We start from the raw sequence: 14,332 nt of genomic DNA, 5'->3' as shown, positions 1-14,332 counted from the left end.
TCAAACCCGAACCAGTCAGGCCCAATTCTCACCAGCTTCTCAAGGAAACCCTAGAGCGAGTTCGTCGGCCGCCAGAAGCGCCGCCGCTCTCGTTCGATGAGCGGCGTTATAGGCCCAACATTCTGGGGCGTCAACAGGCCTGTGACAGTTTTTTGAAATTTTCTTCGGAAAAATGCGTTTGGCTTTCATTTACCCGCAGAATGCCCTGGATTTCCGGGCATTCCGCCCTTCATTCCCTCTCTAACGGCCCGATTGCCCTCAGAATTTCACATTCCCCGCCTCTAGAGGAGTGACTGAACTTGCGTGATTTGACTCGCGGGCCCTCCTGCGTGCATCTTCCCGCGCTGAAAACGAAATCGGCGACACAGGGCAAAGCATATCGGCATGACCACATCCCGGAACATGATCCGATCTCTCGGCAACGAGCCGCCGATACTCGCCGACGGGCGCAAGGCGCCCGACCGCCGCGAAATCTCCCTGCGCTGGCTTTCCGGTACCTTCCTGACGGGCATCACCTCGTCGATCCTGATGGGTGTCGCCCTCTTCGCAGCCCTCGACGGACGCCAGCAGCTCGCCATCCCGGCCGAAGCCTTCGCCGCCCTCGTCACGCCGAAGCAGACAAACAAGACCGGCGAGACCGCACGGCGCGGCGAGCGCGTGCTGGAGCCGGCCGTCGTCGCCAAGCCGTCCGACAAGAAGATCATGGAAATCTCCACCATGATCCATGACGGCGAGAAGGAAGTGGTGCGCCGGCAGCCCTTCGCCCATGTGAAGATGGCGCTTGCCGCGAACCACGCGACGAGCGAGGACTATCCGCGCTTCGATCCGCTCGCGATCTTCTCCACCAACGGCAAGGACGCCGCCCCCGCCTCGCGCATGGGCACGATCTACGGTTCGGACGTCGAATCGGAAGTCGCGCTCCAGACGGACGCCTTCCCGACCGGTGGCTCGGCGCTCGATTTCGCCGACCAGATGTCGATCGAAGAGGTCGAGGAGAATGTGCGCACCAACGGTTCGGTGCTCACCGACGGCAGCACGCAGGTCGCCTCGCTTTATTATGTCGATCCGCAACGCTTCGCCTCCGACAATTCCGACATCGACCTGATGGGCCTGACCGCCCGCATCGTTGAGGAGAACATGAGCGTATCGACCTTCGATACGCTGACGCCCGACGATACCGAATATGCCGACGACGTGATCCCGGTGCGGCGGGCCGCCGATATCGCCGAGATCATGACGGCGGCGGGCTATACGAAGGCCCAGGCCGACGACCTCTCCTCCTATCTGGCGGAGCAGCTCGGCAGCAAGCAGCTCGCCGAGGGCGACGTGCTGCGCATCTGCGTTTCGCAGAAGGCCAAGGAAGCGAATATCGTGCGCGCCAGCGTCTATTCGCGCGGCCGCCATGTCGTGACCGCCGCGATCGACGACCACGGCCGCTTCGTCAGCGGCGCCGAGCCGCCGGCCCTCGACGCCGTGGCGACGGCCTTCGACGACGATGGACGGCCGACGATCATCGCCGGCCGCGACCTGCCCCGCGTCTATGACGGCATCTACCGGGCCGCCCTTTCCTATGGCATGGGCCAGGACATGACGGCGGAAATCATCCGCGTCCTCGCGAGCAATGTCGATTTCCAGGCCCAGCTTCGCCCGACGGATTCGCTGGAGGCCTTCTTCTCCGTCACCGACGAGAGCGGCGCGGCGACGGAGGATTCCGAAATCCTCTTCCTCGACGCCAGGTTTGGCGACACGGAAACGCGGGTCTACCGCTTCCAGGACCCGGAAGACGGCTCGGTCGACTATTACGACGAGGACGGCAAGAGCATCCGGCAGTTCCTGCTGCGCAATCCGGTTCCGAACGGCGTGTTCCGCTCCGGCTTCGGCATGCGGCGCCACCCGATCCTCGGTTTCTCGCGCATGCATACCGGCGTCGACTGGGCCGCGCCGCGCGGTACGCCGATCATCGCGGCGGGCAATGGCGTCGTCGAGAAGGCGGGCTGGGACTCCGGCGGCTACGGCAACCAGACGCTGATCCGCCACGCCAACGGCTACGTCTCCTCCTACAATCACCAGAGCGCGATCGCCAAGGGCATCAAGCCGGGCGTGAAGGTACGGCAGGGCCAGGTGATCGGCTTCGTCGGCACGACCGGCCTCTCCACCGGCCCGCACCTGCACTACGAATTGATCGTCAACGGCAACAAGGTCGACGCGCTGAAGATCCGCCTGCCCGGCGGCAAGTCGCTGGAGGGCAAGGCCCTCGCCCAGTTCAAGACCGAGCGCAAGCGCATCGACGATCTCCTTGGCCACGGAAACGCGACGGAAGTGGCCGAAACGCACTGATATTCGGGCTTGTACCCCCCTCATCTCCCTAGCCTCGGCTCGTGGAGAATGGTGAGGCAGGAATGCAAAAAGCGCGGGCCGGGGCCCGCGCTTCTTTATTTATCGATGGCCTTCCGTCAGGCGGCCTTGCTCGCCGCACTCTGGCGCGGCGAGAAGAGCAACCGGTCGGAACCGGCCGTCACCTTGACGGTCGAGCCGTCCGGAATCTCGCCGGCAAGGATCTTCTCTGCCAGCGGGTCCTGAAGGTGCTTCTGGATCGCCCGCTTCAGGGGACGCGCGCCGTAGACCGGATCGTAGCCTTTCTCGGCCAGCCAGTGCACGGCTTCCTCATCGAGATCGAGCACGATCTTGCGATCCACCAGCAGCTTGCGCAGGCGCTCCAGCTGGATATCGACGATCGCGCCCATTTCCGACCGCCGCAGGCGATGGAACAGGATGATCTCGTCGACGCGGTTCAGGAATTCCGGCCGGAATGCCATCTTGACGACATCCATCACCTGATCGCGAACCGTATCGCTGTCCTCGTTCTCACCGAGCGCCGTCAGATATTCGGCCCCGAGGTTCGAGGTCATGATGATCATCGTGTTGCGGAAGTCCACGGTGCGGCCCTGACCATCGGTCAGGCGGCCGTCGTCGAGGACCTGCAGCAGCACGTTGAAGACATCAGGATGCGCCTTCTCGATCTCGTCGAACAGCACGACCTGATAGGGCCGGCGGCGGACGGATTCGGTGAGCGCACCGCCTTCCTCATAGCCGACATAGCCGGGAGGCGCGCCGATCAGCCGGGCAACGGAGTGCTTCTCCATATATTCCGACATGTCCATGCGCTGGATCGCCGTCTCGTCGTCGAAGAGGAAGCGGGCGAGCGCCTTGGTCAGTTCCGTCTTGCCGACACCGGTCGGACCGAGGAAGATGAATGAGCCGATAGGCCGGTTCGGATCCTGCAGGCCGGCGCGGGCACGGCGCACCGCGCGGGAGACAGCCTGAACGGCATCGCCCTGGCCGACGACCCACTTGCCAAGTTCGTCTTCCATGCGCAGCAGCTTGTCGCGCTCACCTTCCAGCATCTTGTCCACGGGTATGCCCGTCCAGCGGGAGACCACATGGGCGATGTTGTCGGGAGTCACGACCTCCTGCACCATCGGATCGATATCGCTCGCATCACGGCCTTCGGCGTCCTCAAGCTCCTTTTCGAGCTTCGGGATGATGCCGTAGGCAAGCTCGCCGGCGCGCTGGAACTCACCCTTGCGCTGGGCGATGGCCAGCTCGTTGCGCAGCTCGTCGAGCTGGCGCTTGAGATCGGCGGCGCGGCCGAGCTTGGACTTTTCCGCCTGCCAGCGCGCGGTGAGCGCATCGGCTTCCTCTTCCAGCGCGGCCAGGTCGATCTCGAGCTTTTCGAGACGATCCTGCGACGAGCGGTCGGTCTCCTTCTTCAGGGCCTCGCGCTCGATCTTGAGCTGAATGATGCGGCGGTCGAGTTCGTCGAGCTCTTCCGGCTTGGAATCGACCTGCATGCGCAGCCGCGAGGCGGCTTCGTCCATCAGGTCGATCGCCTTGTCCGGCAGGAAGCGATCCGTGATGTAGCGGTTGGAAAGCGTCGCGGCGGCAACGAGGGCCGAGTCGGAGATGCGGACCTTGTGGTGCTGTTCGTACTTTTCCTTGAGGCCGCGCAGGATCGAGATCGTGTCCTCGACGGTCGGCTCATCCACCATGACGGGCTGGAACCTTCGAGCGAGCGCCGCATCCTTCTCGACATGCTTGCGGTACTCGTCGAGCGTGGTCGCGCCGACGCAGTGCAGCTCGCCGCGGGCAAGCGCGGGCTTCAGCAGGTTGGAAGCGTCCATCGCCCCATCCGCCTTGCCGGCGCCGACCAGCGTGTGCATCTCGTCGATGAACAGGATGATCTCGCCGTCTTCCGCCTGCACTTCGGCAAGCACGGCCTTCAAGCGCTCCTCGAATTCACCGCGATACTTCGCACCGGCGATCAGCGCGCCCATGTCGAGCGCCATCAGCTTCTTGTCCTTCAGGCTTTCCGGCACGTCACCATTGACGATGCGCAGCGCAAGGCCCTCGGCGATGGCGGTCTTGCCGACGCCGGGTTCGCCGATGAGGACGGGGTTGTTCTTCGTGCGGCGCGACAGGACCTGGATCGTGCGGCGGATTTCGTCGTCGCGGCCGATCACGGGATCAAGCCGGCCTTCCCGCGCATCCGCTGTAAGGTCGCGGGCGAATTTCTTCAACGAATCGAAGCCCTGCTCCGCGCTCGCCGTATCGGCGGTGCGGCCCTTGCGGATGTCGTTGATCACCTGGTTGAGCGAGGTCGGCGTCACGCCGGCCTTGGCAAGGATTTCCGAGGTCGCGGCGGACTTCTCGATAGCGAGCGCCAGCAGCAGGCGTTCGACGGTGACGAAGCTGTCACCGGCCTTCTTGGCGGCTTCCTCCGCGGTGGAGAAGACCTTCGCGAGCGGCTGGGCGAGATAGACCTGCCCGTTGCCGCCGGAAACCTTCGGCAGCTTGGCAAGCGCGGCATCGTTGGCGATCCGCGCGTCGCGCGCATTGCCGCCGGCCCGCTCGATCAGCGAGGTCGCCATGCCCTGCTCGTCATCGAGCAGGACCTTCAGAACGTGTTCGGGCGTGAACTGCGGATTGCCGTCCGCAAGCGCCTTGGTCTGGGCGGATTGCAGGAACCCGCGAACGCGTTCGGAGTATTTTTCGATATTCATCATCTGCCTCCATAACTCGGCCGGCCCATCAGGCACCGGTCGACGATTCAGGATAGGGCTCCCGTCAAGGCAAGCCCTTCATGGTGCAGTCGCCGGCTCGGGCCGGGCAACCGCCTGAAACGAATATGGTGGAGGGGTTTTCGGAATTAAAGGGAGCGGCCTGCCGGCGGAAACAGATTTTTCGGAACACCGGTTGCGCAAACGCAAGAACCCGGCGCAAGGCCGGGTTCTCCAATGGATCGATGGAACGGAAGCTTATTCCGAAGCCGCTTCCAGTGCCGGGGCATCGCCGTCGGACGGCTGATCGCCTTCGGCCGCCTGGCCTTCGCCGCGGCGCGGGCGACGCGGGCGGGCCGCATTGCGGCGGCGCGGCGCGCGGCCGCCTGCCGGAGCGGCGGCATCCTCGTCGAGGGCGACCTCGGCGGGCGTGCCCTCGATCACCGGCTGCGGGCCGGAGCCGTCATCGACGACGACCGGCTGCTCCACCTGAGCGGCGACAACGGGTGCTTGCTCCTCGACGGGCGTCGAATCGATTTCGTCGTGATCGCGGTCGAAGCCGTCACGATCGTTGAAATCGCCGCGGTCGGCATTGTCGGAGCGCTCGTCACGCGGGAAGCGTTCCTGCATCTGCGCCTGTGCGGCAGCAATGATGCGATTGTAGTGCTCGGCGTGCTGGAGATAGTTCTCCGCCATGACACGGTCGCCGGCGCTCTGGGCGTCCCGGGCAAGCGCAGAGTATTTCTCGGCGATGTGCTGAGCCGTGCCCCTGATCTTCACGTCCGGACCCGAGCTGTCGTAGGTCCGCGTCAGGGGATTGCCGCCCTTGCGGTGGTTGTTATTGTTATTGTTGTTATTATTGTTGTTATTACGCCCGCGGCCGCGCTTGTTTTGCTGTCCTGGCCTCATATGTCACTCACCTAACGTATCGTGTCTTGATGATTCATGTGTCTGCAGGCTTGATCGGGACACGCCAGATCAAGCATCCTTACCTGCGGGCAAACCACGCCGGTCGGTGGTCCTGTCGCCGTAAGACGTCAAATTAACAGGTACCCGCACAGGGCAGTCTCAACCCTAGCAACTCTTCGAGAGAGCAATCCTCGCGATCGGGTCATACAGGATCAAATCCCTTACGCATGACCTCTTGCCCAGTGCGTGGCCGCAAACTATCCCGCTTCCTTCACAATTCCAAGCCTTTTCTTTGCGGCTGCGAAATTTGCTGCACTTGCGCAGCGAAATCACACAGTTCCTGCTCTTGTGAAGACGAGAACGCGGTCGTTGCCGCCAAGATCCTGCACCGCCTCGATGCGCGCGAAACCCTGTTCGCGCATGATCGCGGTGACCTGATCCTTCTGGTCGTAACCGATCTCGTAAGCCACCAGGCCGTTTTCCCGAAGATGAGCACCCGCACCCGCCGCAATGGCCCGATAGGCATCCAGCCCGTCGTCTCCGCCATCCAGCGCAAGGATCGGATCGTGGAGCCGGACTTCCTCGTCCAGCGTTCCGACTACGGAGCGGACGATATAGGGCGGATTTGACACGATGATGTCGAACGCCCCGGTCACGGCTGCAAACCAGTCGCTCTCGACCGTCTCGAAGCGGTCGGCGACACCGTTGATATCGGCATTGCGCCGCGCCGTTTCAAGGGCTCCCGCCGAAAGATCGGCGCCGATCCCGGTCGCGCCGGGCACGAGGTCGAGAAGAGCAAGGCAGATCGCGCCGGTTCCCGTGCCGAGATCGAGGATCCGGCAGCCGTCACCCGCGACCATTCTCAACGCATGGGGCACGAGCGCGTCGACGAGGACTTCCGTATCCGGCCGCGGCTCCAGCGTTTCGGGGGAAAGCATGAGGTCGAGCCGCGAAAAGGCCCGGTGGCCGAGGATGCGGTGCACCGGCTCGCGCACCACGCGTCGCGCCAATGCATCCTCGATCATCGCTCTTTCGGACGCATCCAGCAGGCGCGCGCCATCGGTGACGAAGGCGGTAGAAGAAAGCTTGAGAAGGCCGGCGATCAGCAGCCGCGCATCCTGCGCGCCGTCCGCAATGCCCGCTTCGCAAAGCCGGCGCCGTGCCGCCGCCAGCGTTTCGGCGAGCGTCGCGCCGCTCATCGGCCCTGTTCGCCGAGCTGCGCCAGCTGACCGGCCTGATAGTCCGCCAGCAGCGCATCGACCACTTCGTCGATTTCGCCGATCATCATCCGGTCGAGCTTGTAGAGCGTCAGGTTGATGCGGTGGTCCGTGACGCGGCCCTGCGGAAAATTATAGGTGCGGATGCGCTCGGAACGGTCGCCCGAGCCGACCTGGCTCTTGCGGTCGGCCGAACGCTCGCTGTCGGCGCGCTGGCGCTCCATGTCGTAGAGCCGCGAACGCAGGATCTGCATGGCCTTGGCGCGGTTCTGGTGCTGCGACTTTTCCGAGCTCGTCACGACGAGGCCCGTCGGCAGGTGGGTGATGCGCACCGCCGAGTCCGTCGTGTTGACGTGCTGGCCGCCGGCACCGGAAGATCGCATCGTGTCGATGCGGATGTCTTCCGGCCGGATTTCGATGTCGATCTCCTCGGCTTCCGGCAGAACGGCGACCGTGGCGGCGGAAGTGTGGATACGCCCGCTCGCCTCCGTCTCCGGCACGCGCTGAACGCGGTGCACGCCCGATTCGAACTTCAGCTTGGCGAAGACGCCACGTCCGGTGATCGTCGCGATGATTTCCTTGAAGCCGCCGGCCTCGCCTTCGCTGGAGGAGATGACCTCCACCTTCCAGCCATGCGCGGCGGCGTAACGCTCGTACATGCGGAAGAGATCGCCGGCGAACAGCGCCGCTTCGGAGCCGCCCGTGCCGGCGCGGATTTCGAGGATCGCGCTCTTCTCGTCGGCCGCATCTTTGGGGAGAAGCAGTATCTGCATCTCCTTTTCCAGGCCTTCGAGCCGCTCCTTCAGGTCCGGCAGTTCCATTTCCGCAAGATCGCGCATCTCGCGGTCCGTCGCCTTGTCGGCGAGCAGCACCTCCAGGTCGGCGATCTCGCCATTCACCTTCTCGTATTCGCGCACCTTCGCGACGACGGGCTGAAGCTCGGAATATTCCGAGGCGAGACGCACATAGGTCTCCGAATCCGGCCCCGCCGACATGCGCGCCTCGATCTCGCCGAAACGGCGTTCAAGTTCGCGCATCTTTTCAACGGGAAGCTTCGCCACCGTTCAACTCCAGTCAGGTCTTTAAAGCGGAATGCCGTTCTCGGCCGCAAAGTCGGTGAGAATCTGGCGGATGGAAGCCGTCGGCTTCAAGTCGTCGATCGCCGGCGTCAGCACCGCCTCCAGCTTGCCCGCGTCGAGCGCCAGCAGCATCGACTTCACCGGCCCGATCGCCGCCGGCGACATGGAGACCGAACGGAAGCCGATGCCGAGCAGCGCCATGGCGGAAATCGGCTTGCTCGCCATCTCGCCGCAGAGCGTCACGGACGTATCGTTGCGGATGCCGGCGCGCACGATGTCGCGCAGGATGCGCAGGAACGGCCGGCCGAGCGTATCGAAACGGTCGGAGACGCGGGCGTTGCCCCGGTCCACCGCCATGGCGAACTGGAAGAGATCGTTCGAGCCGACCGAAACGAAATCGACCTCCGCCATCAGCTCGTCGAGCTGCCAGAGCAGCGACGGCACTTCCAGCATGGCGCCGAACTGCAGCTTCTTCGGCAGTTGCTCGCCGAGCTTCGACTGGCGCTGAATCTCCTTCTGCAGGAGATCGCGGACCTCGCGGAGCTCGGAAACCTCCGTCACCATCGGCAGCATCAGCCGGAGATCGGCCCCGGCCGTCGCCCGCAGCATGGCGCGAAGCTGGGTGCGCAGAAGGCCCGGCCGGTCGAGCGACAGGCGGATGGCGCGCCAGCCGAGCGCCGGGTTCTCTTCCTCCGCCGCGCGGAAATAGGGCACGACCTTGTCGCCACCGATATCGAGCGTGCGGAAGGTGACCGGGCGTCCGCCCGCATGCTTCAACACATTGCGGTAAAAGGCTTCCTGCTCTTCCGCCTTCGGCATGGTCGAGGCGATCATGAACTGGAGCTCGGTGCGGAAGAGGCCGATGCCGGATGCGCCCGATTCGTTGAGATGCGGCAGGTCGACCAGAAGGCCGGCATTCATCTGGAGATTGATCTCGCAGCCGTCCTTCGTGACCGGCTCGACGGCCCGCAGCGCCCGGTACTGTTCCTGCCGGCGGGCGCGGAACCGCACCTTCTCCTCGTAGGAACGCTGAAGATCGGGAAGGGGCCGCAGATGCACCCGGCCGTCGTCCCCGTCGATGATGATGGGATCGCCGTTTTCCGCAAGCGCCACCGCACCGGCCGCCTGGCCGACGACCGGAATACCCATGGCCCGCGCGACGATCACCACATGGCTCGTCACCGCGCCTTCCTCCAGCACGAGGCCGCGCACGTTCTCGCGCGGATAGTCGAGCAGTTCGGCAGCGCCCATGGCGCGCGCGACGACGATCGCGTCGTTGGGGAAGCTGCTCGCCGAAAGCTTGGCGCCATAGCCGGTGAGCTGGCGCAGGAGACGGTTCGCAAGATCGTCGAAATCGTGCATGCGCTCGCGCAGATAAGGATCCGTCAGGCGGATCATGCGCGCCTTGGTCTCGCTCTGTACGCGCTCGACCGCCGCTTCCGCCGTCAGGCCGTTGCGGATCGCCTCTTCGAGCTTCCTCACCCAGCCGCGGTCATGGGCGAACATGCGGTAGGTCTCCAGCACCTCACGGTGCTCGCCCTCCATGGAAATCTCGCGGCGCGACAGCATGTCGTCGATGGAGATGCGCAGCGAACCGAGCGCCTCGGCAAGCCGGCCGAGCTCATGCTCGGAATCCTCGTTGAGAAGGTTCGTGACGACGATGCGCGGCTCGTGCAGCACGACATAGCCGAGGCCGATGCCTTCGCCGAAGCTCGAACCTTCGATGCCCACGGGGCGGGAAAGGTCGAGCTCGAGACCGGGCTTGGTGAGCTTCTTCAGCTCGCCCGTCGCCACCATCTCGGCGATCACCATCGCCGTCGTCTCGAGCGCCTCGACCTCGTCTTCGCGGTAGGTCCGGCTCGCCTTGTTCTGCACGACGAGAACGCCGAGCGCCCGGCCGGTGCGCAGGATCGGAACACCGAGGAAGGAGTGATAGATCTCCTCGCCCGTTTCCGGCAGATAGGTGAAGGCGGGGTGCGACTGGGCGTCGGAAAGGTTCAACGGCCGCGCGGAGGCCGCGATGGTGCCGACGAGGCCCTGGCCCATCTTGAGCTGGGCAAGGTGCACGGCGCCGGGATTGAGGCCTTCGGTGGCATAGAGTTCGAGGACGCCGTCGGAGCGCAGCACATAGACGGAACACACCTCCGCGACCATGTTCTGCGCGATCTGGCGCACGATCTGGTCAAGGCGCTCCTGCGGCTCGAGCGGCTCCGCCATCAGTTCGCGCAGCCGCTTGAGAAGAACGCGCGGACCCGCGGAGAGGTCTCTCATCGCGTGGCGTCTCCCGAAAATGTCGTTACCCGCCGGCGCACCCGGGGCCGGCGATCAAAGATCGGCGCCGAGTCGGCCGGTTCTTACTTCTTATCGAGACCGTAGACGGAATGCAAAGTCCGAACGGCGAGTTCGGCATAGGGGCCGTCGATCAGGATGGAAATCTTGATCTCGGAGGTGGTGATCGCCTTGATGTTGATGCCCTTCTCGGCAAGCGCACGGAAGGCGGAGGCGGCAACGCCCGCATGGCTGCGCATGCCGATGCCGATGACCGAGACCTTCACGAGGCCCGTCTCGTGCTGGATCACGTCGAAGCCCACGGTCTCCTTGGCGCCTTCTAGAACCTTGATCGCCTTCTCCATGTCGCCGGAGGGAACGGTGAAGGTCATGTCGGTCTTCGAGCCGTCCTCGGAAATGTTCTGGACGATCATGTCGACATTGATATGGGACTCGGCCAGCGGGCCGAAGATCGCGGCCGAAACGCCCGGCCGGTCGGCGACGCGGCGGAGCGAGATCTGCGCTTCATCCTTGGCATAGGCAATGCCCGTTACGACTTCCTGTTCCACGATCTCATCCTCATCACAAATCAGCGTACCGGGCGGGTTCAGAAGATCGCCCATGCCCGGTGCATCGGGATCCTCGAAAGAGGAGCGAACGAAGGTGCGGACCTTGTGCACCATGGCAAGCTCGACCGAGCGCACCTGCAGCACCTTGGCGCCGAGCGAAGCCATTTCGAGCATTTCCTCGAAGGCGATCTTCTTCAGGCGGCGGGCCTTCGGCTCGATGCGCGGGTCGGTCGTGTAGACGCCGTCGACATCGGTATAGATGTCGCAGCGGTCCGCCTTGACGGCGGCGGCGATGGCGACGGCCGATGTGTCCGAGCCACCGCGGCCGAGCGTGGCGACGCGGTTGTCCGGGCCGAGGCCCTGGAAGCCGGCGACGACCGCGACCTGGCCCTCGCCCATGCGGCGAACCATTTCCGCACCGTCGATGTCGAGGATGCGGGCGGCGCCGTGGGCGTTGTCGGTGCGGATCGGGATCTGCCAGCCCTGCCAGGAGCGGGCATTGATGCCCATCGACTGGAGCGCGACGGCCAGAAGCCCGGCGGTGACGAGTTCACCCGAGGCGACGATGGCGTCGTATTCGCGCGCATCGTAGAAGGGCGAGGACGCACCCGTGACCTTCGGCATGTTCTGCACCCAGGCGACGAGCTCGTTGGTCTTGCCGGACATGGCCGAGACCACGACGGCGACCTCGTGGCCGGCATCGACCTCGCGTTTCACATGGCGGGCCACATTGTGGATACGGTCGAGGTCAGCGACGGACGTTCCGCCGAATTTCATCACGATGCGTGCCATGTGTGTGTACCGCTATTCCAGATATCGCGCGAGCGCGCGGGAGAAACCGCGGGGTCTCTTAGCGGAAGACCCCGCACAGCGCAATGCATGGTTTCCGCAAACTGTACCAATCGGTACGCTTCGCGGACGAAAAGGCCCGCGCACCTTGCGGCACGCGGGCAAAGGGGATCGGATGACGATGGCCGCGGGCGGCGTGCCGCCCGCAAGCCTTGCTACTTCTGCCAGCTCTTGACGAGTTCGTCGTAGTTGACGGTCTGGGGCTTTTCCTTCTCGTTCTCGATCTTGAGCTGCGGAGCGAGGTTGCCCTTGGCGACGGCATCCTTGTTCCAGTATTCGAGATCGTGCTCCTCGGCGAGCTTCGGGCCCATGTCGCCCTGAACGCCGGCGCGTTCGAGGCGGCTCAGAACCTTTTCCTGCTCAGCGCACAGCGAATCCATGGCTTCCTGCGCGGTCTTGGCGCCGGATGCCGCATCGCCGATCGCCTGCCACCAGAGCTGGGCGAGCTTCGGATAGTCAGGAATGTTCGTGCCGGTCGGCGACCACTGCAGACGGGCCGGCGAACGGTAGAACTCGACGAGGCCGCCGAGCTTCGGCGCGCGATCGGTGAAGGACTTGTGATCGAGCGTGGACTGGCGGATGAAGGTGAGGCCGACATGGCTCTTCTTCACGTCGACGGTCTTGGACGTCACGAACTGCGCATAGAGCCAGGCGGCCTTGGCGCGGTCGTCCGGGGTGGACTTCATCAGCGTCCAGGAACCGGCGTCCTGGTAGCCGAGCTTCATGCCGTCCTTCCAGTAGACGCCATGCGGCGACGGAGCGAAGCGCCATTTCGGCGTGCCGTCCGCATTCACGACCGGCAGGCCTTCCTTCACGAAGTCGGCGGTGAAGGCCGTATAGGTGAACATCTGCTGGGCGACCTCGCCCTGCGAGGGAACCGGACCGGATTCGGAGAAGTTCATGCCGCCTGCCGACGGCGGAGCATAGGCCTTGATCCAGTCGAGATACTTCTGGATGGCATAGACCGAGGCCGGGCCGTTGGTGTCGCCGCCGCGCGCAACGCACGAGCCGACCGGACGCGACTTTTCGTCAACCTTGATGCCCCATTCGTCGACCGGCAGGCCGTTCGGAATGCCCTTGTCGCCGTTGCCGGCCATGGAGAGCCAGGCGTCGGTGAAGCGCCAGCCGAGCGACGGGTCCTTCTTGCCGTAGTCCATGTGGCCGAAGACCTTCTTGCCGTCGATCTCGCGGCCGGTGAAGAATTCGGCGATGTCCTCGTAAGCCGACCAGTTGACCGGAACGCCGAGGTCGTAGCCGTACTTCGCCTTGAAGTCCGCCTTGTTCTTCTCGTCGTTGAACCAGTCGTAGCGGAACCAGTAGAGGTTCGCGAACTGCTGGTCGGGAAGCTGGTAGAGCTTGCCGTCCGGCGCGGTCGTGAAGGACTTGCCGATGAAGTCGTCGACGTCGAGACCCGGATTGGTGACGTCCTTGCCTTCATTCGCCATGAAGTCGGTCAGCGCGCGGGCCTGCTTGTAGCGCCAGTGCGTGCCGATGAGGTCCGAGTCGTTGACATAGGCGTCGTAGATGTTCTCGCCCGACTGCATCTGCGTCTGCAGCTTCTCGATGACGTCGCCCTCGCCGATGAGGTCGTGCGTGATCTTGATGCCGGTGATGGCGGTGAAGGCCGGCGCAAGGACCTTCGATTCGTATTCATGCGTGGTCAGCGTTTCGGAAACGACCTTGATGTCCATGCCGGCAAAGGGCTTGGCGGCATCGACGAACCATTGCATTTCCTTTTCCTGGTCGGCGCGCGACAGCGCCGAGAGATCGCCGATCTCCGAATCCAGGAACTTCTTGGCAGCATCCATGTCCGCGAATGCGGAACCGGTGAACGCCAGCAGCAGGACTGCCGTCGTCGTCAGAAGTTGCTTTCGCATTTTAGTCCTCCCTTGGGGTTTGCGATTGCAGTGCGAAGGCCCCCTCGTGTCTCCCCGGGGCCTCCATTCCGGGTGCCTAGACGAAGCGGAAAACGCCGATGGCGTAGACCACGGACAAGGCGAGAGCCCACCACAGACTGGAGCCGACGAGGCCCAGCCATGCGAGTTGAATGAACGCCGAGCCGAGCAGCGACACGAACAATCGGTCGCCGCGCGTCGTCTCGAAGCGCAGGATGCCGACGCGCGGGGCACCGCCCGGCCGGGCATATTCCCAGACCGCCATCAGCGCGATCAGCAGGAAGATGGTCAGGAAGAACATGGCCGTCGGGAACGACCAGGCCATCCAGCCGCCCGGAACGAGCGGGGCGAACCAGTCGCGCGCGCCGTCCTTGACCGGCAGCACCGTGACGAGCAGGCCCGTGGCGGCGGCATAGATGGCGAGCACCACGGCGAGCGCCACGGGCCAGCGATTGTTGCGGTTGGCGACGGCAGCCATCGGCCCCTCCC

Annotated in this window: 10 protein-coding genes; 2 read left to right on the top strand and 8 right to left on the bottom strand. The window is 64.4% G+C overall.

The annotated features are described in order from the left end of the window. Together DSD28_RS26170 and DSD28_RS24855 are read left to right on the top strand one after the other, a co-directional pair. Positions 1-293: hypothetical protein (locus DSD28_RS26170; protein ID WP_205536234.1), on the top strand; the 293-nt coding region annotated here is incomplete at its 5' end. 91 nt (positions 294-384) lie between these two features. Beyond that, positions 385-2,337, top strand: coding sequence for a M23 family metallopeptidase (locus DSD28_RS24855; RefSeq protein ID WP_119259113.1), 1,953 nt, complete (start codon positions 385-387; stop codon positions 2,335-2,337). Between the two features lie 116 nt (positions 2,338-2,453). On the opposite strand, the gene clpB is transcribed toward DSD28_RS24855, so the two are convergent. The 8 genes from clpB to DSD28_RS24815 all read right to left on the bottom strand — a co-directional run bounded on the left by clpB (position 2,454) and on the right by DSD28_RS24815 (position 14,321). Further along, a complete protein-coding gene (gene clpB / locus DSD28_RS24850) occupies positions 2,454-5,060 on the bottom strand; it encodes an ATP-dependent chaperone ClpB (RefSeq protein ID WP_119259127.1) in 2,607 nt (868 codons plus the stop codon). A gap of 255 nt (positions 5,061-5,315) precedes the next feature. Continuing rightward, complete coding sequence (locus DSD28_RS24845; protein ID WP_119259112.1) at positions 5,316-5,966, bottom strand: DUF4167 domain-containing protein; 651 nt, start codon at positions 5,964-5,966, stop codon at positions 5,316-5,318. Positions 5,967-6,295: 329 nt separating this feature from the next. Then, on the bottom strand, positions 6,296-7,165 hold the full coding sequence (gene prmC, locus DSD28_RS24840) for a peptide chain release factor N(5)-glutamine methyltransferase (protein WP_119259111.1): 870 nt from the start codon (positions 7,163-7,165) through the stop codon (positions 6,296-6,298). Further along, the gene (gene prfA / locus DSD28_RS24835; protein WP_119259110.1) at positions 7,162-8,244 is read right to left on the bottom strand and encodes a peptide chain release factor 1; all 1,083 of its coding nucleotides are present in this window, start codon (positions 8,242-8,244) and stop codon (positions 7,162-7,164) included. The genes prmC and prfA overlap by 4 nt, the downstream gene beginning before the upstream one ends. Before the next feature lie 21 nt (positions 8,245-8,265). Next, entirely contained in the window at positions 8,266-10,533 is a 2,268-nt protein-coding gene (gene ptsP, locus DSD28_RS24830) for a phosphoenolpyruvate--protein phosphotransferase (protein ID WP_119259109.1), read from the bottom strand. Positions 10,534-10,616: 83 nt separating this feature from the next. Next, positions 10,617-11,891: an aspartate kinase gene (locus DSD28_RS24825; protein WP_119259108.1), complete on the bottom strand. Its 1,275-nt coding sequence runs from the start codon at positions 11,889-11,891 to the stop codon at positions 10,617-10,619. Between the two features lie 212 nt (positions 11,892-12,103). Then, positions 12,104-13,825 (bottom strand): ABC transporter substrate-binding protein, encoded by a 1,722-nt coding sequence (locus tag DSD28_RS24820; protein ID WP_119259107.1) that lies wholly within the window; start codon positions 13,823-13,825, stop codon positions 12,104-12,106. Between the two features lie 76 nt (positions 13,826-13,901). Beyond that, on the bottom strand, positions 13,902-14,321 hold the full coding sequence (locus tag DSD28_RS24815; protein WP_119259106.1) for a DUF2160 domain-containing protein: 420 nt from the start codon (positions 14,319-14,321) through the stop codon (positions 13,902-13,904). Positions 14,322-14,332 lie beyond the last annotated feature (11 nt).

The organism is Shinella zoogloeoides, assembly GCF_003574625.1.
Classification (GTDB): Bacteria; Pseudomonadota; Alphaproteobacteria; order Rhizobiales; family Rhizobiaceae; genus Shinella; species Shinella zoogloeoides_A.
This window is presented reverse-complemented; position numbering and strand designations above follow the sequence as displayed.